Consider the following 22901-nt stretch of genomic DNA (forward strand, 5'->3'; position numbering starts at 1 on the left):
GATATGACCAAGGCACTGAAAAAGTTCTTCCCAGTTTTTGCGGGGCCAACCCTGTTGGCCTTCATGATCGCGTTCATCGTCCCCTTCTTCATGGGGCTCTATCTCTCCTTCACCAAGTTCAGCACCCTCACCAATGCGCGGTTCGTGGGTACTGACAACTACGCCAGGGCCCTGGGGGAGCGCAGCGACTTCCCGCAGGCTCTCCTCTTCACCGCTGTCGTCTCGATCATCTCGATCATCACGGTGAACCTGGGGGCCTTCGCCCTGGCCTACTTCCTGACCCGCAAGCTGCGCGGTACCAACTTCTTCCGTGCCGTCTTCTTCATGCCCAACCTCATCGGCGGCATCGTCTTGGGCTACACCTGGCAGGTGATGCTCAATGCGCTCCTGCAGCGCTGGGGCCAGACGATCGTCAACGACTGGCGACTGGGCCTGGCCGGACTGGTCATGCTCGTCAACTGGCAGCTCATGGGCTACATGATGGTCATCTACATCGCCGGTCTGCAGAATGTGCCGCCCGAGCTCATCGAGGCCTCGCAGATCGACGGTGCCAGCAGGTGGCAGACGCTGCGCAACGTGACGCTGCCGATGATTATGCCCTCGATCACCATCTGCCTGTTCCTCACTCTGGCCAACACCTTCAAGATGTACGACCAGAACCTCGCGCTGACCAACGGTGCGCCCGCTAAGCAGACTCAGATGGCCGCGCTCAGCATCGTCAACACGATGTACAAGAAGATCGGCCAGGAGGGCGTCGCCCAGGCCGAGGCCGTCATCTTCTTCCTCATCGTCGCCGCCATCGCGCTCATCCAGCTGAGCGCCACTCGTTCCAAGGAGGTCGACGCGTGAGCACCGCCGTCAAGACTCAGTCCCCCGCTTCCGCCGCCCCTACCGGTCAGAAGGTCGCTCCGCAGACGACGGGGCAGAAGACACTCGTGGGGCTGCTGGCCGTCCTGGCCTTCGTGTGGGTCATTCCGCTGGCCTTCATCGTCATCAACTCCTTCAAGGGCAAGTTCTACATCTCCGACAGCCCCTTCGCCCTGCCGACGGCGAAGACCTTCGCCGGCCTGGACAACTACGCCACCGGCCTGGCCCTGTCGGGCTTCGCCAGCGCCATGGGCTGGTCGCTGTTCATCACTGTGGGCTCCGTCGTCGTCATCGTGTTCCTCACGGCGATGACCGCCTACTACATCACCCGCATCAAGACGTGGTGGACCTCCATGATCTACTACGCCTTCGCCTTCTCCATGATCGCTCCCTTCCAGATGGTCATGTTCCCCACCGTCAAGGTGGCCGACCAGCTCGGCCTGGCAACGCCCTGGGGCATGATCGTCCTCTACCTCGGTTTCGGTGGGGGGCTGTCGGTGTTCCTGTTCGCCGGTTTCATCAAGTCGATCCCCATGGAGATCGAGGAGGCCGCCTACATGGACGGCTGCTCGCCCCTGCAGACCTACTTCAAGGTGGTCATGCCGCTGCTCAAGCCGACGGCGGTCACGGTGGCGATCCTCAACGCCATGTGGGTGTGGAACGACTTCCTCCTGCCCAACCTCGTCATCGGCCAGGACGAGCGCTACAAGACGGTTCCGATCGTCATCCAGTCCCTCGTCGGCTCCAACGGCAACCGGGACATGGGTGCCCAGATGGCCATGCTCGTCTTCGCCATCGTCCCGATCGTCGCCTTCTACCTCTTCGGTCAGAAGCACATCATCGAGGGTGTGGCCGCGGGGGCGGTCAAGGGCTGATACGCCTACTTGCGTCCTGATACGGGCGGTTCTCCAGGCCCCGCGTCCGGCCTGAAGAACCGCCCGTATCATGTCCACCTGTTACTGCCCGAGTCCCCACGAAGGAGCCCCTGTGGCGCTGTTCCCCGGCCCTGACAGCCCGGCCTACCGGGCCTGGTCCGCAGCGGCGGATGTCGTCATCCTCAACGTCCTCACCCTGGCGGGCTGCCTGCCGGTGGTGACGGCGGGAGCCTCCCTGGCGGCCTGCGCCCGGGTCGCCGGTGAGATGGTGGCCGACGACGATCCGGCAGTCATGAGCACTTGGTGGCGCTCCTTCCGTCTCAATCTGCGCCAGTCCCTGGCCTGGTGGCTGCCAGTACTCGTCCTGGTGGCGCTGAGCGCCTGGGAGTACCTGATCCTGTCCGACTCCTCCCTGGGGGAACAGAACGGTGGTATGAGCGGTTCATTGTCCGGGCTGGTGCTGGCCGGGGCAGTGCTCCTGGCCGCGATCCTCGTGTGGCTGCTGCCGCTGGCCGCCTTCTTCGACGCCCCGGTCCACCGCCACCTGTCCAATGCGCTTCGTCTCGCGGTGGGGCGTCTTGGAGTCACCGTGCTCGCTCTGGTGATCGTGGCGGCGCCTGCGATCGTCCTCTGGGGGCTGGCGGCCTCGCGGGCCGCGGTCGCCTGGTTCATGGTTCTGATCGGGCCGGCTTTCCAGGCCTACCTCATCGCCCTGCTGCAGCGCTCCACCATGGTGGCGCTCCGCGGTGCTTCGACGTCGGAGTCCTGAATGATGCGAGCGCGCTCTCGGTGAGTGCGGCGTCATCACGCAGCGTCATGGCCCCGGAATCGACTGATTCCGGGGCCATGCGTCTGGGGCAGCTCGTCAGAACCGCGGGCCGGGCTGGCCCGGCTGGTTGTTGTAGGACTGCTGGTAGGGCTGGGCGGCTGGGTCGGCGTGGCCGGGCTGGAAGGGCTGCTGGCCCGGCTGTCCCTGCTGGTAGAGCTGCGGTGTCGGTTGGCCCGGCTGGTAGGGCTCGGCATAGCCGGGCTGGTAGGGCTGGGCCTGCTGGTAGGGCTGGGCCTGCTGGTAGGGCTGAGTAGCGGGGTCGGTGTAGCCGGGCTGGTAGGGCTGGGCCTGCTGGTAGGGCTGAGTAGCGGGGTCGGTGTAGCCGGGCTGGTAGGGCTGCGGCGTTGGTTGGCCCGGCTGGTAGGGCTCGGCATAGCCGGGCTGGTAGGGCTGCTGGCCCGGCTGGCCGAGGGGTGCCTGGTTGGGGTCGTAGAACTGAGCAGCAGCAGCGTAGGCAACGAGCTGGGACTGCCTCTTCTTCCTCTGGTTCATGACAAGCACGCCCACAACGCCGCCCACGATGGCCACGGCAAGCGAACCGATCAGGCTCCAGATCCACACGGGAGTGGAGCTGCTGTCCTCCTCTGCCGCTGCGCTCTTGGCGGGCTTGTCCTTCCCCTTGACCTCATGCTTGTCGTTGTCCTTGAAGGCGACCTTGGTGCCCTCGACCGTGCCGCCGTCGGCCTCGGTGACTTTACCCGGGAACGTCACCGACTGAGAGATCTCGGTGACGTCCTCGTCGCTGATGCTGTCGAAATTCAGCGTCTGAACGATGTACTCGTCGCCCTCGTGCTTGATGTTCTTCGAGGACGTGGAGATGGAGCCGCCGGTCCCCTCCATCGTGCATGTGCGGGTGCCGTCCTTCTCCACGAACTTCACCTTGAGATCTTCATAGGGCGAATCCTTGACAGTGGATGAGTTCTTGTTGCACGTGCTCTTGCTGAGCACCGGGATGGTGCCGCTCTCCGACATCGTGAGCTTCACGGAGTACGTGTTGTCCTCTCTGATGACCACATCGCTGGAAATGTGGAGGTTCGTGTCGTCATCAGCCGTGGGGAGGGAGGATGCCGGAGTACCGATCAGGGCCAGGACGGTGAATACGGTCAGGGCGACGAGGCCCGCCAGCGCAGGGCGCTGCGTGGAGCTGCGGTGGACGGTGACATGAGGCATGTCCCCACCGTATCGCCTCCTGTTTCTGTTGGTGGGGGACACTGGTGGGGACCTCTCCACCCGGCTCCGGTAGGCTAGAGGACGGTGTGTCCACCGGCACGCCGTCACTGAAGTCAGGGAGCAGCCATGCCAGCCGTTGTCGTCGTCGGGACCCAGTGGGGAGACGAGGGAAAGGGCAAGGCGACTGACCAGCTCGGTCAGGACGTCGACTACGTCGTGAAGTTCAACGGCGGCAACAACGCCGGACACACCGTCGTCATCGACGGCGAGAAGTTCGCCTTCCACCTCCTGCCGGCCGGTGTGCTCACCCCCGGGGTCACCCCCATCATCGGTAACGGCGTCGTCGTCGACCTGGAGGTCCTCTTCAACGAGATCGCTGAGATCACCTCCCGCGGCAAGGACGCCTCCAGCCTCCTCATCAGCGCCAACGCCCACATCATCCCCTCCTACAACCGGGTTCTGGACCGCACCACCGAGCGTTTCCTGGGTGCGCGTCAGCTGGGTACCACCGGCCGTGGGATCGGACCGACGTACGCGGACAAGATGAACCGCGTGGGCATCCGCGTCCAGGACCTCTTCGACGAGTCGATCCTGCGTCAGAAGGTGCACTCCGCCCTGGACCAGAAGAACAGCCTCTTCCTCAAGGTCTTCAACCGGGCCGCCATCGATGCCGACGTCGTTGCCGACGAGCTGCTCTCCTACGCAGACCGGGTCCGGCCCATGGTCGTCGACTGCTCCCTGGTGCTCAACCACGCCCTCGATCAGGGCAAGACCGTCCTGTTCGAGGCCGGCCAGGCCACGATGCTCGACATCGACCACGGCACCTACCCCTTCGTCACCTCCTCCAACCCCACTGCAGGCGGCGCCTGCACGGGTACCGGCGTGGGGCCCACCCGGATCGACTCGGTCGTTGGTGTCGTCAAGGCCTACACGACCCGCGTGGGGGAAGGGCCCTTCCCCACCGAGCTGCTCGACGACATGGGGGAGCGTCTTCGCACCGAGGGCGGTGAGTACGGGGTCACCACCGGCAGGCCGCGGCGCTGCGGCTGGCACGACGCCGTCGTCACCCGCTACGCGGCACGCGTCAACGGGCTGACCGACCTGGTGATGACCAAGCTCGACGTCCTCACCGGGCACGAGACCATTCCGGTGTGCGTCGCCTACGACATCGACGGCACCGTCACCCAGGAGATGCCGCTGACCCAGTCCGGCTTCCACCACGCCGTCCCCGTCTACGAGGAGCTGCCCGGCTGGAGCGAGGACATCAGCAAGGTCCGCCGCTTCGCCGACCTGCCTCAGGTCGCCCAGGACTATGTGCTGCGCATTGAGGAGCTGGCCCGCTGCCGCATCTCGGCCATCGGCGTCGGGCCGGGTCGCGAGGCCACGATCTCCCGTCACTCGCTCATCGGGTGACTGAAGGCCGCAGCGTCAGTGATAGCGGCTTGGTCGACGGCGCCGCACCCAGGACGTGGAGGAGAGGACTTACGGGAGTCCGCCTACCGTGGGTCGGCCGCGGTGCTGCCAGCACAATGACCATGGTGAGGCGTGCCGGGAACCTCAGGAGCGATGACCCTTTCCAGGTCCGATCCTTCTCCAATGTCCTCGTCGTGAGCTGCGTCGATCCAGTCCTACCATCAGGGAGTCATCATGCGAGCGGATCGACATCTACCCGAGTCTGAGCCTCAGTAGCCGCTGTAACCGTTGTGGTTCGGTGGAAACTGCGGAGCGGGAGCCGGTCCCTGAGAATGCGGCGGTTGATACTGCTGAGGGGCAGGCGAGTAGCCGGGCTGGGCGGGAGGTGGGCCTGCCTGCGCTTGAGAGGAGAAGGCGACTGGGTGAGAGGCGGAGATAGGAGCGCTGGCTTGAAGCGACTGCTGCCCCAGCGCATCCAGGTACTTCTTCTCCCGGCTCTTCTTGAGCGTGTTGCTGACGATGGCGACAACTCCTCCGACCACAGCAATCACGATGAGTGTCACGACAATAACTCCCCTCCCTCCAGATGACTGCGACGAGGACGTAGAACTGGGGGTGGCCGTCGAACCGGATGAGGATGCCGAGCTGGATGTGGGCGTCGAACTGGGAGAGGGTGTCGAGCTGGGCTGAGACGCCGCCTGGGCGGTGTCCTTGCCACGGGCCTTCTGATTGTAGAAGCTGCCGAAGGAGACCTTGTTCTGTTGATCTCCTTCGATCTTCCCCCCTCCGGATTCCGTCACCTTACCGGGGAAGACGACTGTGAGGGAGAATGTGTCGGCGCTGCCGTCCTTGGGTGCGGAGTCATCGTGGGTGTCGACGACGTACTCGTCTCCGTCATGGGTCACGTAGTTATTCCTGGATATGGGGGTGGTGTACGTGGCCTTGCAGGTCGGAGTCCCGTTGTCGGTGGTGAAAGTAATGTCGGGTGGGGTAGCGGCCTGTGAGAACGTCTCTTGGACACAGTCCTCCTTCAGGCTCTTTTCTCTAGAGGCCGGTGACGTGATCGTGATGGTGGTCGTCAGCTCTTCATCGGACTTGATGGCGAGCTCAAAGTTGATCTTCTCCTGGCTCGTGAGCTGTGCAGGTAGCGCGGCGCTGGCGGGGGCTGCCGCTGCTGCCAGGAAGAGCGAGGCGGCCAGGCAGAGCATCCCGGCGAGACTCGTCGTGGGGTTGTGTCTCAGGGCGAGATAACGCATGTACAGCCTTCGAATGGTGTGGGTCGGGTGACTGCGGGGCGGCGCGGAGGTCGTCACTCGGTGCGACGAACTCCGCGCCGCCGTCGGAGCTCAGCCCCGAGTGGAGGGCGGGGGCGCTGACGGGTAGCCAGGGGGAGGCGGTACGGCCCCCGGAGGCATCGTGCTGCCCGGTCCGGGCTGGTTGTCGCCCTGGGCGACGAAGCCGGAGGGAGGCGGAGGCATGGCGCCGGGAGCCTGCATCTGGCCAGGAGTTGGCATCTGGCCAGGGGCGTAGGCCTGCTGCTGCGGTGCGTATCCCGGGGCGCTGACCGCGTAGGCCTGCTGCTGCGCGGTCTTCTTGCGCTTGAGGAACCAGAAGAGGCCGCCGCCGATCGCTCCGACCACCACAACCCCCACGATCACCCATACCCAGGGGAAGGCGGGAGTGTCCTTGCCGCTGACCTGGTACCTTCCCGGCTCGGTGAAGGTCACCGTGGTCCCGCTGACCTTGCCGCCGTCGGCATCCGTGACCTGGCCCGGGAACGTGACGGAGAGCGTGTACTCACTGTCGAGTCCGGAAGAAGAGGAGGGAAGGTTCCCCTTCTTGGTGTCGAGGACATACTCGCCGTCCTTGTGCTCGATGAACCCATCGACCTCAGAGATGTCGATCGACTTGCCTGAGAGTGTGCAGGTGGGGAAGCCGTCGCGCTCGGAGTAGGAGGCCTTCAGGTCTTTGAACGGCCCTCCGCCGTCAGAAGAGTTGCAACCATCCTTCAAGTTCCGCTTGGCGGACGAGGACTTGCTCTTGACTTGCCCGACGACGGTCATGTCGTAGGTGTCATCCTGGTTGATGACGATCCGCACGGAAATCGAGGGGTCGGAATCGTCACTCGCGGCGGAGGTGACGGCGTGACTTGGAGGGATCAGGAGTGTCAGAGATAAGAGAAATGCTAGAAAGACGGGCGTTCTCACGGAGCGGTGTTTGGGGACGGTCACGGCCATAGTTCTCACCCTAGTTGGTCGGTGTTGATGGGATCTCCGCATGGGGAATGATGACGCGAAGAAAGATGTTGTGGCCCCGGGATCGTCAGATCTGAGGGCCACAACAGCGGGAGGGGTAATGGGTCAGTAGGAGCCTTGGCCGGGAGCGCCGTAGCCGGTCTGCTGACCGGGCTGAGACTGGGGGGCGCCATAGCCCGGCTGCTGGTCGGGAGCGCCATAACCGGGCTGGGCCTGGGGGGCGCCGTAGCCCGCCTGCTGGCCGGGCTGAGCCGGGAAGGCCTGGTTCGGGTCATAGCCCTGGACGGGCGTTCCGTAAGGAGCCTGGGGCTTGTTCTTCTTGCTGCGGATGACGAGGAAGGCGACCAGGCCGCCGATCAGTGCCAGGGCGCCGACTCCGACGATGATCCAGACCCACATGGGGATGGAGCCGTCCTTGCCCGTCACCGTGTGAGACGAGCCGTCGGCGAAGGAGACCTTATTGCCCTTGACCTCGCCGCCGTCGGCCTTGGTGACCTTGCCGGGGAAAGTCACCGACTGAGAGAATTTGACATCATCGCCGGCGGCGTCAGTTCCGAAATCAGGGGTCTCGACGGTGTACTCGCCATTCTTGTGGGTCACCAGTCCCTTGGCGTCGGCGATCTTCTGACTTCCCTCTGCGGTGCAGGTGGCGGTGTCGCCGTCCTCTTTATAGTTCACCTTCACGTTCTTGACATCCTTGGTGCCAGGAGTCTTGAAGGCTTCTTCAGTGCACGACTTCTTCAGCTGGAACTCGGTGCGGGTGGTCATCACGAACTTGGCGGTGTACGTCTCATCGGAGTTGAGCACGATGTCGAACGAGCCTTCAATGCCGACGGAGCTCTCGTCCTCAGCGGGGGCGGCGTGTCCCGGGGCGCCGATCAGTGCGAGGGGTGCGGACAGGGCGAGCGCCGCAAGGGCCGTCAAGACGGACAGGGGCCTAGGGATGCGGTGGGCGATGGCAGGTGTCATGCCCACACAGTAGCGGTTCAGATGCCCGGTTGTAACCGGATCGTCATGGGTATCGTTCCCCGCTCCGGGCAGACCGTCACTGGGGCTGCTGAGACGGGGGCTGGAAGTCGGTGTGACTGTGCCCCTCCTGGTAGGGCATCTGCGTGTATCCCGGTCCGGGCGACTGGGGTCCTCCCTGCTGGGCACCGTAGGTGCTGAAGACGCCGGCGCCTCCAGGGGAGTGAGGTGGAGGGAGAACGCTGGTGTCCTGGCCCGGGTCGACGTAGGGGGCGTAGCCGTCGCGAAGGTTGGTGACGGGATAGGGGTGGGTCGATCCCGGCATCGGCTGCAAGGGGCTCGGGGGCGACTGGTACGGGCCGCCGGTATAGACCTCCGGAGGCATGGTGCTGGTCGCCTCGGCCCCCTGAAAGGCCTGACCGTAAGCCTGGCCGTAGGGCTGACCGTAGGGCAGTGCCGGAGCCAGCCGCCTGGCCCGACGAGTCCTCAGGAGGTACACCACGACCCCAACAATGATGAGGAGGACGACGGCGCCGGCCGTCGCGATCATCCACCACTGCAGATGGAACCTGCCGTCCCCGCCCTCGGCGTGGAGAGCCTCAGAGCTCTCCATCACGTTGTCCCAGGTGACCTTGTTGTCGTCATTCCTCCCGTTGGACTTCGTCACTTCTTCGGGAAAGGTCACGGATACTGAGATCTTCATTCCTCCCGAGGTGCCCGGGGAAGTGGGGAGGGAGTCGTCCTTGCCGAGCTTGCTCAGCGCCTCGGGGGACAGGTCGAAGACGTACTTCCCGCCCTGGTGCTTGATCGTCCAGATGTCGGTCTGCAGGTTGTTGAGGGGAACCGACTTGGCTGTGACCTGGCACGCCGGCTGGCCGTTGTGGGACGTGAAGGTGTAGTTCGCCTTGACGCCCTTGGGCAGGGGGGTGGATTTCTCGAGCTTCGCCTGGGTGCAGCTCTCCCTGCTGATGAGTGACAGCCCCGATGAGTCCCACATGACGTAGGACAGGTCGGCGGTCTCGTTGTCATGAATGACGAAGTCGTAGTGAGCCCCGCATCCGGCCAGCAGCAGTGCGAGGCCGGTCAGTACCGCCACGGCCACTCGTCGCCTGACAATGCGGGAGTCATGATTCATGTGTCGAGTCTAATTCGGTGCTGTGACAACGTGGAGTAGTCGGAATGCTCAGTGTCGCTCCGGCGCCGCCTTGCGGGGTGCGCGCCCGCTGCTGCGCCGTCGTAGGACGGCCACTGTCAGGATGCCGCCGAGCAGGGCCAGCCCCGCGGTCAGCCAGATGCGGGAACGAGTCCACCATGACACCCCCCGCGAGTCCTGGGCGTAGCCCGAGGCGCTCACGCCCTTGGCCACCGTGTCTGGGTCGTCCCAGGTGACCGTGGTGCCCGAGACCTTCCCCCCACCGGACTGCGTCACCGCGCCGGGAAAGGTGACGGAGACCTTGGTGTCGACCAGTCCCTTGAAGGACGTGCTGCTCGGTTGGGCTCCGCCTGGGCCACCCGAGTCGGCCGACGGCGCGGCAGGGGCCTGAGATGCGCTGCCCTGCGCGCCTGCGGCCCCGTTGGCGTCCTGGGAGGGGTCGGAGGGGAAGGGCTGGATCGTCACCTTGTAGACATCGCCGTCGCGCACGACGATCGTGTTCGGCTCGGCCTGTGAGGCCCGGGGGACCTTGACCCCGCTGATGCTGACCTGGCAGCCGATTCCGTCGTCGCCGGTGATCGGGGTGGCCTTGACCGTGGTGCCCGCGGGCACGCCCAGGGCGGTGGGGTCGGAGTAGGTCGAGCAGTCGGGAGCCTTTCCCTTCGGGAAGACGGTTCCGCTGGTATCGCGCATCTCGAGGGCGACGTCGTAGCTGCCCTGGGAGCGGATGGTCATGTCCATGTGGGCGGTGCAGGCCGACAGTGCCAGGCAGGCGGCGGTCGCCACGACGGCCGGTCGAAGCGCCCGGAGTGCCGGCGGGCGGGACGGAGTGTGCGAGACGGGGCTCGTGTGACTGGACGCGGAGGACGGCGCGACGGACATGCGGGCACGTTACACGCTCGCACTGGACCTTCACTGAGGGCGGAACGATGCCGTTTCAAAGGCGGTAAAAGCCGCCATCCTCCCAAATGTGGCCTATCGCATGCCGGTCTGGGCGGGGAGAGACGTCCAGTTGGGACCTTCGGCGATGTGACCTGGGGCGCCCGGTGGGGGAGGATTGCTCTCGACCGAGCGAGTCGGCAACGGCGCGCTCACCGGATCAACATACCCAAGGAAGGGACTCGTATGACTGTGTCTGAGCAGGACGTTCGCGCCGCCGCGCCGGCTAACGCCCCTGAGGATGTCATCGAATTCGTCACGCGCATCGCCGAGCTGGCCAAGCCCGAGAACGTCTACTTCGCGGACGGTTCACAGGAGGAGTGGGACCGCCTCACCACTGAGATGGTGGAGTCCGGCGTGTTCACCCGCCTCAACCCCGACAAGCGCCCCAACTCCTTCCTCGCGCGCTCCCTGCCCAGCGACGTCGCCCGTGTGGAGTCCAGGACCTTCATCTGCTCCGAGAAGGAGGAGGATGCCGGCCCGACCAACAACTGGTACGACCCGGCCGAGATGAAGAAGATCCTCCACGAGAAGTTCGACGGCGCCATGCGCGGCCGGACCCTCTACGTGATCCCCTTCTCCATGGGCCCCCTGGGCGGCCCCATCTCCCAGCTCGGCATCGAGCTGACCGACTCCCCCTACGTGGTGGTCAACATGCGGATCATGACCCGTATGGGTGCGGCCGCCATGGACCTCATCGCTGAGGGACGTCCCTGGGTCCCGGCCGTCCACTCCGTCGGCGCCCCGCTGGCCGAGCACGAGAAGGACACCACCTGGCCCTGCAACGACGAGAAGTACATCACCCACTTCCCGGAGACCAACGAGATCTGGTCCTTCGGCTCCGGCTACGGCGGCAACGCCCTGCTGGGCAAGAAGTGCTACGCGCTGCGCATCGCCTCGACCATGGCCCGCCGCGACGGCTGGATGGCCGAGCACATGCTCATCCTGCGCCTGACCGACGAGAAGAGCGGCAAGCAGTACCACGTCACCGCCGCCTTCCCGAGCGCCTGCGGCAAGACCAACCTCGCCATGCTCCAGCCCACCATCCCGGGCTACAAGGTCGAGACCGTCGGTGACGACATCGCCTGGATGCGCCCCGGCCCCGACGGCCGCCTGCGCGCCATCAACCCCGAGGCCGGCTTCTTCGGCGTCGCCCCCGGCACCTCCTACGACACCAACCCGATGGCCATGGACACCATGAAGGCCAACACCATCTTCACCAACGTCGCCCTGACCGACGACGGTGACGTGTGGTGGGAGGGCATCGACGCCCCGATGCCGGAGCACCTCATCGACTGGCAGGGCAACGACTTCACCCCGGCCGACGCCGCCGAGGGCAAGAAGGCCGCTCACCCCAACAGCCGCTTCACCACCCCGGCCTCGCAGTGCCCGATCATCTGCCCCGACTGGGAGGCTCCCGAGGGCGTGGCCATCGACGCCATCCTCTTTGGCGGTCGCCGCGCCACCAACGTGCCGCTGGTCGCCGAGCAGTACGAGAACGCCCACGGCGTGTTCATCGGCTCCGCCGTGGCCTCTGAGGTCACCGCTGCCGCCCTGGACGCCAAGGTCGGCTCCCTGCGCCACGACCCCATGGCCATGCTGCCCTTCTGCGGCTACCACATGGCCGACTACTGGTCGCACTGGCTGGAGATGCAGGAGAAGCTGGGCGACAAGTTCCCCAAGGTCTACCAGGTCAACTGGTTCCGCAAGGACGAGAACGGCAAGTTCATCTGGCCCGGCTACGGCGACAACTCCCGCGTGCTCGACTGGATCGTGCGCCGCGCCTCCGGTGAGGTCGAGGCCGTCGACGGTGTCACCGGCCGCTACCCCAAGTTCGAGGACTTCAACCTCGAGGGCCTCGACCTGGGCGAGGAGGAGTGGGCCAAGATGTACGACATCGACCCCGAGGCCTGGGCCGCCGAGATGGACGACACCGAGGAGTACTACAAGCAGTTCGGTGACAAGCTGCCCGAGGCCATCAAGGAGCAGCTCGCCAAGTTCCGTGCGCGCATCGATGAGGCCAAGAAGGCCTGATCTCAGCTGAGGTCCTTCCCTGAGGAGGACTGAGACGGGGGCTCCGACCGGTTCGCCGGTCGGAGCCCCCGCTGGTTGCCGCTGGTTGCGGCCCTCGCCGCCCCAGCTTGCCGCCTGCGCTGGGGCCTGGACGCTACGACTCGACGCCGGCTCTGCCGTGAGTCTCGCCTCGAGTCGGCCTGCTCCACGAGGGTCGGGATCTACTGGCCAAGGGTTGTGCGTACTGCACGAAGGCCCCACCTACCCAAAGTGCACCCAACCCTCGTCCAGTAGCACCCCACCCCTCGTGCAGTGCAGCCAGACGACGACGGCAGCCACCACAGTGACCGGGCCAGCCCCCTCCAGCAGGCTGAAGTAGCAGCTCTCCCCATCCGGCAGACCCACCCAGCGGCGTCTTGAGAAGTCATGACATCCGAAACTCTCAGAAGTCATGAGGCAGTACATGAGCGCCGGGGGCGTAGTCCTCGGACCGTATGGTGCGTCCACGCGGGACGACGTCGCAGACGGGATGGTGAATGGTGCCCGTCGGAGAACGCGAATCGGTGCCGCGCCCGCTACTACAGTGACGAGGGGTCGTTGGTGGGAGCTTGGATTGCTTTCTCAGCGTGCCGGCGACCTGCAGCGGCGTGGAAGGGGCGGAGCATGGAATGGCGGGACAACGACCGCGGTGGCGGTCGGGGAGACCTGTTCGATGAGACGCTGGGGAAGTCGATGCGGTGGTGGGCGACGGAGACGGCTGATGGGCGCCTGATCCTGCGCCGCTCGGTGATGATCCGCTGCTGTGCTCTGCTGGTGCTCGCGGTGGGAGTGCCCGGTATGGTCCGCAAGGCTCTGCTGCTGATGAGCCCCTACATCACCGAGTATGAAGCCAATGACGCCATGATCGTGGTGAGCATCATCGGCATTCCGGTGGTCTGGGCGATCAATACCCTGCGGCGTCGGACGGTGCTGAGTAAGGACGGCATCACCATGCGACGCCTGCTGTTCACCGAGCGTCGTCCTTGGGAGTCGGTGGGCTCGAGGTTCACGCTGCCGACGCTCAACCTGACTGACGGGCCGTCGTCGTACGGCGGATTCATTGAGCGCACTCGGATCGCCATCGAGAACGGCGACGGCGATGATGCCATTCGGCTTCCCGGATGCGTCATCGGGATGACCTGGGGGAGCTCGGAGGACCGCGCCTCTGCGGCTGTGGGGGACTTGCAGTACTACATCTATGCGAGGGGGTGGGGTGTCTCGGAGGAGGCCGCAGTCAGCGAGGACCCTCATCTTGCGGCGGCCAGGATCCGGCATGGGGCGGAGAAGATGCTGCAGCGCAGCCGTCTGGTGTTCTGCACCCCGCTCTGGCGCAGAGTCAAGGAGCACCTGTGCAACGGCGGGCTCTTCCTCATCGCCATGGGGGTGCTGTTCCTGGTGATGGGTGGTCAACAGCTGTTCTTCGAGACCAAGCCGCTCAGCGGTTCGGATATCGCCTTCGCGGTGTTCTGTCTTCTGCTCGGACCGGTGACCATGGCGTATCCGCTCTACAAGATCTACGAATGCTTCCCGCGAGTGATCGTGGATGAACAGGGGATTCGCGTGGGAAGACGCTCGTGCGTCTGGCCGGAGTCCCGCTCCGGGCTGTTCGTTGCTGGGGATCGGATCTTCGTCGTCTACGGCAAGGGGAGGCACCTGGCCCTGGATGGCGCCGGTGTCACGTGGGGGAGCTTTCGGCGCCGGCAGGAGCAGCTGGTCGCCAGGTGTGAGGCGATCTGGCTCTGGGGGGTCGCCCATGGCGCGACCCGGGAGACCGGCCGTTATGTTCCCCTCGCGGATGCAGGCATGCAGGAGGAGCGGGAGATTCTCGAACGTGGGATCGGTTTAGCGGTTCCTCGCCGGGGTCAGCTCGCTTGATTCTGGGCGGCCACGGCCCGGTGGCGCCAGATCAGCAGGATGGTGGCAAAGATCCAGCAGGCCGCCCCGGCGGCCAGGCCGGCGACGAGGGGCACCGCGAACTTGCTGAACGTGACGGTGGGGCCTACGAGGATCGCGTCGGTGTCATCCAGGCCCTCGCATGAGACCCGGTAGTCTCCCGACTTGTCGGCCTTGAACGTGAGAACCGAGCTGAAATCGCCGTCGTTGTTGGAGATGTTCATCCCGCCGCCGGGGGAGGTGCGGACCTCCTTGCCGTCAGGGTCCACAACGGTGCAGTTGTTGGCGGCGGCGGTTCTCGATACGTATAGAGCACGTTCGTCGTTGCTGCTCAGGCTGACCTGCTGCCCGTTGGTGACGACGTCACCGCTGGTGGCGATGCTGGCGACGGCGATGACCGACCCGATGCCCCAGATGGCCAGTCCCATCAATGGGCCGATGACGAACAGGATGATCGCCACGACCAGCTTTCCGACGTGCGTCTGGCGGGGGCGCTGCTGCCCATAGGGAGGCACGGCCTGATACTGGGGCTGGTATGGCGGCTGGTACGGGGGCTGATTCTGGGGAGCTGACATCGGTCCGTCTTCTGGGTGTGCTTCGACTGCCGTTGTAGCGTAGCAAGTCAGGTATTCGGTGACCCGGCCTGTTTCAGGGCCTCAGCCGGCGGTTCCTTCGACGAAGGAGACTCCGCGCTCTTCGGCGGCGCGGAGCAGTCTCTTGTCGCGTGTCCACAGGCGGGCTCCAGGGACCAGCATGGCAGAGCCGAGCAGGTGCGCATCGACTGGGCTGAGTCCCCGGCCCCACAGCGCATGGGCTGCGACCAGGGTCAGTAGCTCGTCATGTGAGAGGACCGGGAACTGGCGAAGGTGCGCTAAGTGCTTGAGGACGTCATTCCTGGCCCTGAGTGATCCCATCGCCAGCTCCTCCGTCACGAGTGGATGGGATCCGATCTCGTCCTCGTGCAGCAGGCTGACGAGTACTGGGTCCGAGTGGTGGAAGTGATCGATCCATACCGAGGTGTCGACAAGGATCACTGGCTGGCCGTCCGACGTCGTGGAGCGGCGCTCGCCGTCCGATCAGAGCCGCCGAGAGCTGCAAGGCGACGTGCGCTCTCCACTCTGACCAGGGTCTCCAGGCCGGCCCGCAGCAGCTCGGTGCGCTCAGTGATGCCCGTGAGTTCCTGAGCGTTGGCAATGAGGTCATCACTGAGTGTCACGGTGGTTCGCACGATACCTCCTTGCACCAGAATCATCATCAGATGATGTAGATTCTAGTGCATCTGTCATGTGATGGCCAGTGGTCGGTCATCAGCTGACTGATCTCGCTCGGCGGAGCGGGCAACCACTTCGGGCCGGTGCCGATGCCGGACAGTGGGTTGGAGATGAATAGGAAGAGATGGGCCCTCGTTCTGGAGGTCACCGCTGTGTAACGTGTTGTCATGCGCCAGCACCCACCTGACGGACTCATGTCGCTGGGGTCGGCCCACTCGGTTCCAGCCGTCGACGGCGCACAGACGGGTCAGCTGCTCGACGAGACCGCCGCTGACCTGGCGCTGCGAGCCACCCAGTATCTGCGCACCCGTTTCCGTGAACGTGTCACCGTCGGGGACCTTTCCGAGCACCTCGCCTACAGCCCCTCCCACCTCACCCGGGTCTTCACGTCCGTCGTCGGCACCTCGCCCATGGACTACCTGGCCGCCTGGAGACTGCACGAGGCCAAGCACCTCCTCATCACCTACCGCTTGGGCGTGGCCGAGACTTGCCACGAGGTCGGCTACACCTCGGTGGGCACCTTCAGCCGCCGCTTCCTGCGCGACGTCGGAACCCCACCCGGTTCTCTGCGTCGCATCGCCGACCGGGTCGCCGAGCGCACCCAACCGGCCGTGAGCCTCCTGGTCCCGGCGGCTGGAAGAATCCGCATCCGCCTTGATATCCCCGAAAAGATGCGCCGCACGCTCGGGCCGGCCCCCTATCAGTGGGTTGGCACCTTTCCCCGTCCCGTCCCCAGTGGGCTGCCGACCAGCGGCACACTGCGCCGACACATCGACGAGGTGGAGCTGCCCATGGTCCCAGGCTCTCCCTGGATCCTCGCCACCATCTTTCCCGACGGCGCCAACGTCCACGAACAGCTTGCCCCCACTAACCCCCTTGTCGCGCGGACGCGTGTCCCCGAGGAGCCCGTCCCCGCCCCCGTCACCCTGCCGGTGCGCGCCGCTCTCCCATGGGATCCGGCGGTTCTCGTGGCCCTGGCGGCGATGGTGGTCTGACGGTCGGCTGAGATGGCCTGAAAAGGGCGCCGCTCAAGAGAGCAGGATCGGAGTCGTCCGCTGTGTGCCGGTCGGTCTACCGTCATGGAAAGTCAGGACGTCCTTCGACATGCAGCTGGATACGCAAAGGAGCCACCGATGACCGACACCAACGCCCTGCCTACTACCGAGCGCCTTGCCGGCTTTCCCTGCTGGATCGAGCTGTACACACCGGACATCGATACCTCGGCCGCCTTCTACCGGGACCTTCTCGGCTGGGAGATCACCCGTGCCGAGCCGGGTGAGCCACTCACCACTGAAGTGCATCACGACGGTCGGCTCATTGGCTCCTTCGAGCCCGCCGACGCGGCGCCCGGGGACCCCGGCTGGCAGGTGAGTTTCATGGTCGACGACGTCCGCACCGCAGCCGCAGGCGCTGAGAGGAGCGGCGGGAGCGTCGTTGTGGAGCCCACCGGCGTCACGGAGACCATGGCCTACGCCCTCGCCGCCGACCCCGACGGCAACGTCGTCGGACTCCTGGAGGACGAGGACTGCGAGGGGCCCTACCCCTACCAGGCCGGGATGCCAGTGTGGTTCGACGTCCTGGCCAGTGACCTGGAGCCGGCCGAGCGCTTCTACCGGGAGGTCGCCGGGTGGCCCACCCGCCGGCTGACCATCGCCGACCAGGAGCAGGACTTCTACACGAGCGTCGTCGGGGGCAGGTCCGTGAGCGGCGTCGGTCGGGCCGGCTACTTCGGTGAGGAGGTCCCCTCGCGCTGGCGCATCTACTTCGGGGTGGAGGACACCGACGCCGCAGCCCGGCGCGTGCGCGAGCTGAGAGGAACTGTCATCGTCGAGCCCTTCGACTTCACGTTCGGGCGCATGGTGGAGGTGGCAGACCCGCACGGTGCGCGCTTCCTGCTCACCACCTTCTGATCCTCACGCACTAGTCGGGCGGGGCCACTGGTGGTCCCGCCCGACTGCGTCCGATCGTTGACAAATGAAACTCGCGATACCGCGCCGATAGGTATGGGGTGATCCTGGCGTATTGTTTGAGTTTCTGTTTCCTGACAAAAATCAGGTTGGCGCAAGCTGTATCGGCGGTAATCCGGGTGACTCCAGCAGGGTGCTGTTGACTTTCGTGTGAGTTGACTGTAACAATTTAGCATGCGAGATCTACTAGGTGATGATTTAGGGCGCGGTGGACTTCCTAAAGTTGGCGGATGGGTGTTTCTAGTTTTCCTTCCGTTGGTTGTTGCTTTCGTTCTAGCGGCGATGGTGGTGCCCTTAGGATCGGGTGGTAGGCGAGTGTTCTCTATTGTTTTGCAGATCGCGAGCGCGAGGTCTGAACTACTTCCCATTCTGGCTGGTTCCCAGCTTGGGGTGTCGGCGTTGGTCGTCGCTATGGCGCAGTTTCAGCCTGAGCGGTGGCGCAAAACTCCGAAGGAGTTGGGTGACTGCTGGCTGACTGAAGTAAGGCTGGTTGCATCTCAAGAAAACCGTTATTACGCATCTACGATCGGGTTGATCGGTATTTCGGGAGTTATTGTGTTTGGGGCTGCCGCTTGTGTTTTCCAGCGGCTAGATGCGGGAGGAATCTTGCTTCTGGTGGTTGTCTGGGGGATTCATGCCGTTTCCTCTGCTGCGTTAATCATGGTGCCTGCGACAGGGGTTGCTACTGTCGATGATTACTGGAGGTCGCTGGCTCGATTGTTTTATATTGCCGAAAATTGGCCAGAAGACATAAGAAATGCCGGGAGTGAGTCTGAGGTGAAGCGACTTCCTTTGATTTTCGGGGCGAGGAGATTGAGGGTTGTTATTTCATTGCTGTTATTAGTGCTGATCTTGGTGATAACGGCTGTTTTGGAAAAATACTGCTCCGGTAACCACTTGGGGTTGCGTCGACAGTGTGTTGCGGGTTGTTTGGTAGTGATTGCGACACTGGGGGCAATCGGGAGTGGATACTATCGTTGGAGGAGTGGAATTATTTCCTCTGTCCCGCTCTATTTTTCGGCTCTCCTTGTGCTTGTACAAGGTTTTTTGGTGGAGGTTGAATCCATTGTGGTTGTGACGAGTTCTTCAATGTGGAGAAATTTAGGTTTCGCTTTTGCTGTGATCGCGACATTATTTTTGGTTGTTTTGCTGTCGGTGGTTGCGTCAGGTGCTCGATTCTTGTGGGAGAGGTTCGACTGTCTTAAATCAATCCTGGCTCCGATTTGGGTTCATGAATTAAAGCTCCAGAGTCGATATGGTGATAAGTGTTCTGTTGATGAGCGGAGGGCCATTGAGAGATCCTTCGTGAAGTTTGCGAAGAAAAGAAAGAAAGGCCTGGCTAGAACTGTTAAAGAGTCGGTCCTGTTGCCCTTTGTTTCCAAGTGACGACGTGGTGAGCAAGAGGAGGATGCTGAATCGGGCGGGGCCACTGGTGGTCCCACCCGACTGCGTCCGGGAAGCGAAGGCGCTGAGAGAAATGTGAAGGTAGAAGGAAGCACCCTCATGGCCGGACATGGCCCAGGTTACTCCGTCTGCCGGCCCGCCTCGCCCCCGTCCGCGTCGGGATTCCCTTCCATCGCGACCTCCGCGGGGCCCAGCAGCGCCAGGATCCGCTCGGTCTGCCACGGCAGGATCCCGCCCTCACCGAAGACCAGCTGGGCCTCATCCGGGTCCTCGACGACGACGTCGGCCAGGAGCCCCAGCAGGTGCGCCAGCGGCATGCGCCGCCCCTCCAGCAGGTCGAGCAGGTGCGCCAGGACCCGGTTGCTGCTGCGATCCAGGTTCGCCACCTGGTGCTCGCCCACCCCCACGGGCAGGTCCCACCAGATGAGGCGGCGCTCAGCGAGGTCGATGACGAACGGGGTCGCGTTGAACGTGGGCGAGACCAGGTCGAGGCGCTGCATGACGGTGGAGGCCTCGAAGACCTCGCCGCTCTGCGGGTGCGCGCCGCGGGCCATCGCCCCCGCCCAGCACTCGGGTACCTCACTGAGCCGGTGATGGGAGAAGGAGTGGACCGTCATGACGACGTAGCGCCACCCCTGCCGCAGCGCCTCGGCCAGGGTGACGTCGATGAACTCGGCCGCCCCGTCGGGCGCCGAGGTGAGGTCGCCGGAGTGCACGGCCGCCGTCGAGCGCAGGTTGTAGTAGGCGATCTGCTCAGTGCGCGTGAAGTCCTCGGAGACGAAGAAGGCCGACAGGTCCAGATCCACCCGGGTATCCCTGTCCTCGGCTGCGGCAGGTCCGGCAGGCCCCGAGGCCTCGGCTGGGGTCTCGGGCAGGTCGCGCCAGTGCAGGAAGAAGCGGATTGTCTCGCCCTCGGGCAGCGGCAGGCGGGTGCCGCGCCCCGCCGTGCGCAGACCAGGTGAGGCCGAGCGCAGACCCACCGGAGCCGTGTAGCCCTCGTACATCCCCTGCTCGACGGCGATCCGCCCCAGGCGCTTCCGCTGCCGTAGGGCTTCCTCGACGGCGCGAACCACCGCGGCGTCGGTCGGGCCGGGACGACGAGTGGAGGGGATGAGCGTCGTCTTGGTGCCCGTGGCCGCCTTGATGGCGACGACCCGCCACGGCAGGGCATCTGGCCCGGGGGAGGAGAAGTACTCCCACAGACGTACCAGGACGGGTAGGGAGACCTCGGGCGCGACCCGCGCGAACTCAGCGACCACGCGCTCGCGGGCGGCGTCATCGACGCACAGCTGCAGCAGGTGGTTGAGTCGGCGGGCGAATACCCCGGGACGGGTGGTCAGCAGGCGGAGGGCTCCTTCGACATCGCGGCGCGCCAGCGCCTCCTCCAGACGGGAGGTGAAACCTGCTTCGGCGTCCCCGGAGGCGACCTGGTGCAGGAGCGCGGCGGCGCGCGGGAAGCGACGCGCGTAGTCGCCGGGGCGCAGATGGCGGGCCAGCCGCTTCCACCGCTCACAGCGCCGAGCCATCTCCTCGGCGCTGTCGCGGCCGTCCTGGACATGCCCGACGGCGTCAAGCAGCCCCAGTAGCCGACGCCGCTGCGCACGGGAGAAGGAGGGGAACCGGCACGGTTCGGCCAGGGAGACATCGCCGCCCGCCATGGCGACCGCCAGGCGCAGCACGTCGGTGACGGTGCGGTAGGAGGCGGAGAAGTCCAGGTCGGAGAAGGTGACGGTGAGGACGGCGAGGTTCTCCTTGACCGCCACGCGTGGCGCCGCCTCGGGGCCGAAGTCGCGCAGGGCCGTCAAGTCCGCGCGGTCCTGGGCGCTGAAGGGGGTCGCCTGGGCGGCGAGGTCGGCCACGATCCGCTCCAGGTCCTGCGCCGTGGCCAGGCCCAGCTCGGTGACGGCGTCGTCGTCTCCCGGTAGGGGCTCGCGGGGACTGGGCCGGTAGTCCGGCAGGATTCGGACCCCGACGACGTCGCCCAGGTAGTGCAGGGCGGCATTGACCAGCAGCGCGGCTCCGGAGGCGCTGCGTACCTGGACGGGGAAGTCGGGGTAGAAGGGCCGGTACTCGGCGGACGGGGAACCAGAACTGAGGCAGGCGGCGGCATTGACCAGTGCCCAGGCCTGCTCGGGAGAGGTGATGGCCTCCCGGGCCGGGTCGGAGAGCCGGTAGCCCAGGGCGCGCAGCGTGGTCAGAGCCGTTTCGACACCCGCGTCGGTGCCCCGCTGCGGCGTGGACTGCGCCTCCTGCGGTGAGGCGAAGCACGACGGCGCCGGCCCACCGGTGGCCGACGGGATATAGACGGCCCCGAGTCGGCGGATCGTCACCACGTTGAGCTCCGCGGTCGCCTCAGCACCGGAGACAGGGGCGACCACTATGCCGGCTCCTGTGTCGGTCGCCGTCGTCGCAGAGGACTGATTGACTGCCACGGGACCTCCTGACACCTCGCTGTCCGGGGACTCCGTTCCCCGGAACCGGCTTGAGCCTAGCGGAGGCGGGGGAGCCGGGAGCGGCTGGCTGCTTCAGAAACGTCCGTAGGAGTGCTCCAGGAGCGTCTTGAGGGAGTCGATCTCCACCTCCACCGAGCTGAAGCCGCCGGTCACCTTGACACCATGGTCCCCGACCTGGAACAGACGCATGAAGAACCCGTCGTTCGTGGTGCGTATCCCGTAGGGGAAGCCGTAGCGCTGCTCCAGTGCCTGGGCGATGCGCCAGGCGTAGTCGGCGACGTGGCGCTTGTCGAAGCACAGCCGCTCCTCCGCTTCCCGTTCGGAGTGAGTGACCACCTCGATGCTCCAGGTGCCGGAGAATCGCGATCGCTCTGCGGCCCAGCCGTCTCCGCGCAGGATGGGTTCGTCCCACCTGATATCGGGGCGTCCGCCGAACCTCTTGAGCACGCTCTCGACGGCTGCTCCGCTGAGGACCTGCTCGACGACGGAGAGGATCTGGGGAATGGACAGCCCGATCCGTATCGGGATGACCCGCCAGTTCACCGGAGGCCGGTCAGGACCGGTGGGTGTGGGTGTCGAGGCGGCCAGCCTACGAAGCTCGTCTATCGTCATCGCCGGTCCGGGTGAGTCCTTCCCCCGATCCTCCAGAAGGAACTTGATATCGCCCTTCGCCAACTTATCCTCGTCCCCGCTGGGGCTGGCGGCAAAGACTCCGTAGTCGCCGAAGCCCTCGGAGCCGGCGAAGCGAATATCGATGAGAGGACGCCCTCCGGCCAGGCCGGCGACGACGTCGCGCATACTGATCTGGCTTCGTTCGCTGCTGAGGAGATCGCGGGGTATGAGGATCTCCTCCCCGGTGGACTCGGCGGTGACCTTCAGGCCATTGATCGTGCCGGTGAAGGAGACCAGGCCGAGCCCGGATTCCCCCATGTCCCAACGGAAGGTGAAGGGGCGGCGCCACTGCGGCGGCATGAGGGCCATGTCATTGGGCAAGCCACCGAGGGTCTTCGCCGTGGTCTCCTCGAACAGGTCCCAGTTGACGATGTAGGCCTCTCCAGGCCCCCACCAGTCGTTCACCTCGCCACCGAGGTCCACCTTCCACAGATAGGGGTACAGCTCGGCATCGCCGTATTTGTAAGTCAGGCGCTCCTGGGTGTCGATGGGGAACCCGCGGTTGTAGGAGTCCACGGTTAAGGAGTACTTCTCGCCCCACGGGTGATAGTCCGGTTCGATCTCGATGACTCGTTCCCCGAGCTGCCAGCGGAAGAACACATTGGGCCCATACATGGACAGGGACTCGGTTCCCAGGAGATCGGCGGCCTCGAGCAGGAACCGGTGCACGTCGGCCTCGGTCAAGGTGGTTCCCATGAGTGCAGCCACGCGATTGGACATCT

The 22901-nt window shown here is 65.1% G+C and carries 20 protein-coding genes; 9 read left to right on the top strand and 11 right to left on the bottom strand.

The window, feature by feature from the left end; translation table 11 throughout:
- Positions 1-3: 3 nt before the first annotated feature.
- The 3 genes from HW274_RS01675 to HW274_RS01685 all read left to right on the top strand — a co-directional run bounded on the left by HW274_RS01675 (position 4) and on the right by HW274_RS01685 (position 2511).
- On the top strand, positions 4-849 hold the full coding sequence (locus tag HW274_RS01675) for a carbohydrate ABC transporter permease (RefSeq protein WP_003787752.1): 846 nt from the start codon (positions 4-6) through the stop codon (positions 847-849).
- The gene (locus tag HW274_RS01680) at positions 846-1742 is read left to right on the top strand and encodes a carbohydrate ABC transporter permease (protein ID WP_075253588.1); all 897 of its coding nucleotides are present in this window, start codon (positions 846-848) and stop codon (positions 1740-1742) included. Before HW274_RS01675 ends, HW274_RS01680 begins: the two co-directional genes overlap by 4 nt.
- Positions 1743-1854: 112 nt before the next feature.
- Positions 1855-2511, top strand: coding sequence for a DUF624 domain-containing protein (locus HW274_RS01685; protein WP_075253587.1), 657 nt, complete (start codon positions 1855-1857; stop codon positions 2509-2511).
- Between the two features lie 96 nt (positions 2512-2607).
- On the opposite strand, the gene HW274_RS01690 is transcribed toward HW274_RS01685, so the two are convergent.
- Positions 2608-3741: an LppM family (lipo)protein gene (locus HW274_RS01690; protein ID WP_185989062.1), complete on the bottom strand. Its 1134-nt coding sequence runs from the start codon at positions 3739-3741 to the stop codon at positions 2608-2610.
- Positions 3742-3867: 126 nt separating this feature from the next.
- Here HW274_RS01690 and HW274_RS01695 point away from each other — a divergent pair, with 126 nt between their 5' ends.
- Entirely contained in the window at positions 3868-5154 is a 1287-nt protein-coding gene (locus HW274_RS01695; protein WP_185989063.1) for an adenylosuccinate synthase, read from the top strand.
- A gap of 269 nt (positions 5155-5423) precedes the next feature.
- Here HW274_RS01695 and HW274_RS01700 read toward each other — a convergent pair whose 3' ends face one another.
- From HW274_RS01700 to HW274_RS01720, 5 genes are all read right to left on the bottom strand, one after another.
- A complete protein-coding gene (locus tag HW274_RS01700; protein WP_075253585.1) occupies positions 5424-6410 on the bottom strand; it encodes a hypothetical protein in 987 nt (328 codons plus the stop codon).
- 90 nt (positions 6411-6500) lie between these two features.
- Positions 6501-7253 carry an LppM family (lipo)protein gene (locus HW274_RS01705; RefSeq protein ID WP_185989064.1) on the bottom strand — a complete coding sequence of 251 codons (753 nt, stop codon included), beginning with the start codon at positions 7251-7253 and terminating at the stop codon, positions 6501-6503.
- A 261-nt stretch (positions 7254-7514) separates the two neighbouring features.
- Entirely contained in the window at positions 7515-8378 is an 864-nt protein-coding gene (locus HW274_RS01710; protein WP_075253583.1) for a hypothetical protein, read from the bottom strand.
- A gap of 76 nt (positions 8379-8454) precedes the next feature.
- Entirely contained in the window at positions 8455-9510 is a 1056-nt protein-coding gene (locus HW274_RS01715; RefSeq protein ID WP_185989065.1) for an LppM family (lipo)protein, read from the bottom strand.
- Between the two features lie 48 nt (positions 9511-9558).
- Positions 9559-10410 (bottom strand): LppM family (lipo)protein, encoded by an 852-nt coding sequence (locus HW274_RS01720; RefSeq protein WP_185989066.1) that lies wholly within the window; start codon positions 10408-10410, stop codon positions 9559-9561.
- A gap of 243 nt (positions 10411-10653) precedes the next feature.
- On the opposite strand from HW274_RS01720, the gene HW274_RS01725 reads away from it, so the two are divergent.
- Both HW274_RS01725 and HW274_RS01730 read left to right on the top strand, forming a co-directional pair.
- Positions 10654-12501: a phosphoenolpyruvate carboxykinase (GTP) gene (locus tag HW274_RS01725; RefSeq protein ID WP_185989067.1), complete on the top strand. Its 1848-nt coding sequence runs from the start codon at positions 10654-10656 to the stop codon at positions 12499-12501.
- Between the two features lie 642 nt (positions 12502-13143).
- A complete protein-coding gene (locus HW274_RS01730; RefSeq protein ID WP_185989068.1) occupies positions 13144-14394 on the top strand; it encodes a hypothetical protein in 1251 nt (416 codons plus the stop codon).
- Here HW274_RS01730 and HW274_RS01735 read toward each other — a convergent pair.
- The 3 genes from HW274_RS01735 to HW274_RS01745 form a co-directional block, all read right to left on the bottom strand.
- Positions 14382-14927, bottom strand: coding sequence for a hypothetical protein (locus HW274_RS01735; RefSeq protein WP_260679144.1), 546 nt, complete (start codon positions 14925-14927; stop codon positions 14382-14384). The two genes, HW274_RS01730 and HW274_RS01735, sit on opposite strands and share 13 nt — an antisense overlap.
- Before the next feature lie 141 nt (positions 14928-15068).
- Entirely contained in the window at positions 15069-15446 is a 378-nt protein-coding gene (locus HW274_RS01740; RefSeq protein WP_185989070.1) for a type II toxin-antitoxin system VapC family toxin, read from the bottom strand.
- Positions 15443-15640 carry a type II toxin-antitoxin system VapB family antitoxin gene (locus tag HW274_RS01745; protein WP_185989071.1) on the bottom strand — a complete coding sequence of 66 codons (198 nt, stop codon included), beginning with the start codon at positions 15638-15640 and terminating at the stop codon, positions 15443-15445. Before HW274_RS01745 ends, HW274_RS01740 begins: the two co-directional genes overlap by 4 nt.
- Positions 15641-15850: 210 nt before the next feature.
- Here HW274_RS01745 and HW274_RS01750 point away from each other — a divergent pair, with 210 nt between their 5' ends.
- From HW274_RS01750 to HW274_RS01760, 3 genes are all read left to right on the top strand, one after another.
- A complete protein-coding gene (locus tag HW274_RS01750; protein WP_185989072.1) occupies positions 15851-16678 on the top strand; it encodes an AraC family transcriptional regulator in 828 nt (275 codons plus the stop codon).
- Positions 16679-16816: 138 nt separating this feature from the next.
- Positions 16817-17593 carry a VOC family protein gene (locus HW274_RS01755; RefSeq protein ID WP_185989073.1) on the top strand — a complete coding sequence of 259 codons (777 nt, stop codon included), beginning with the start codon at positions 16817-16819 and terminating at the stop codon, positions 17591-17593.
- Positions 17594-17824: 231 nt separating this feature from the next.
- Positions 17825-19036 carry a hypothetical protein gene (locus tag HW274_RS01760; RefSeq protein ID WP_185989074.1) on the top strand — a complete coding sequence of 404 codons (1212 nt, stop codon included), beginning with the start codon at positions 17825-17827 and terminating at the stop codon, positions 19034-19036.
- A 137-nt stretch (positions 19037-19173) separates the two neighbouring features.
- Here HW274_RS01760 and HW274_RS01765 read toward each other — a convergent pair whose 3' ends face one another.
- Together HW274_RS01765 and HW274_RS01770 are read right to left on the bottom strand one after the other, a co-directional pair.
- Positions 19174-21486, bottom strand: a complete 2313-nt coding sequence (locus HW274_RS01765) for a TerD family protein (protein WP_185989075.1) — start codon at positions 21484-21486, stop codon at positions 19174-19176.
- Between the two features lie 93 nt (positions 21487-21579).
- Positions 21580-22899 (bottom strand): hypothetical protein, encoded by a 1320-nt coding sequence (locus HW274_RS01770; RefSeq protein ID WP_260679145.1) that lies wholly within the window; start codon positions 22897-22899, stop codon positions 21580-21582.
- Between the last annotated feature and the right edge of the window lie 2 nt (positions 22900-22901).

It is taken from the genome of Actinomyces sp. oral taxon 169 (assembly GCF_013394715.1).
In the GTDB taxonomy this organism is placed as follows: Bacteria; Actinomycetota; Actinomycetes; order Actinomycetales; family Actinomycetaceae; genus Actinomyces.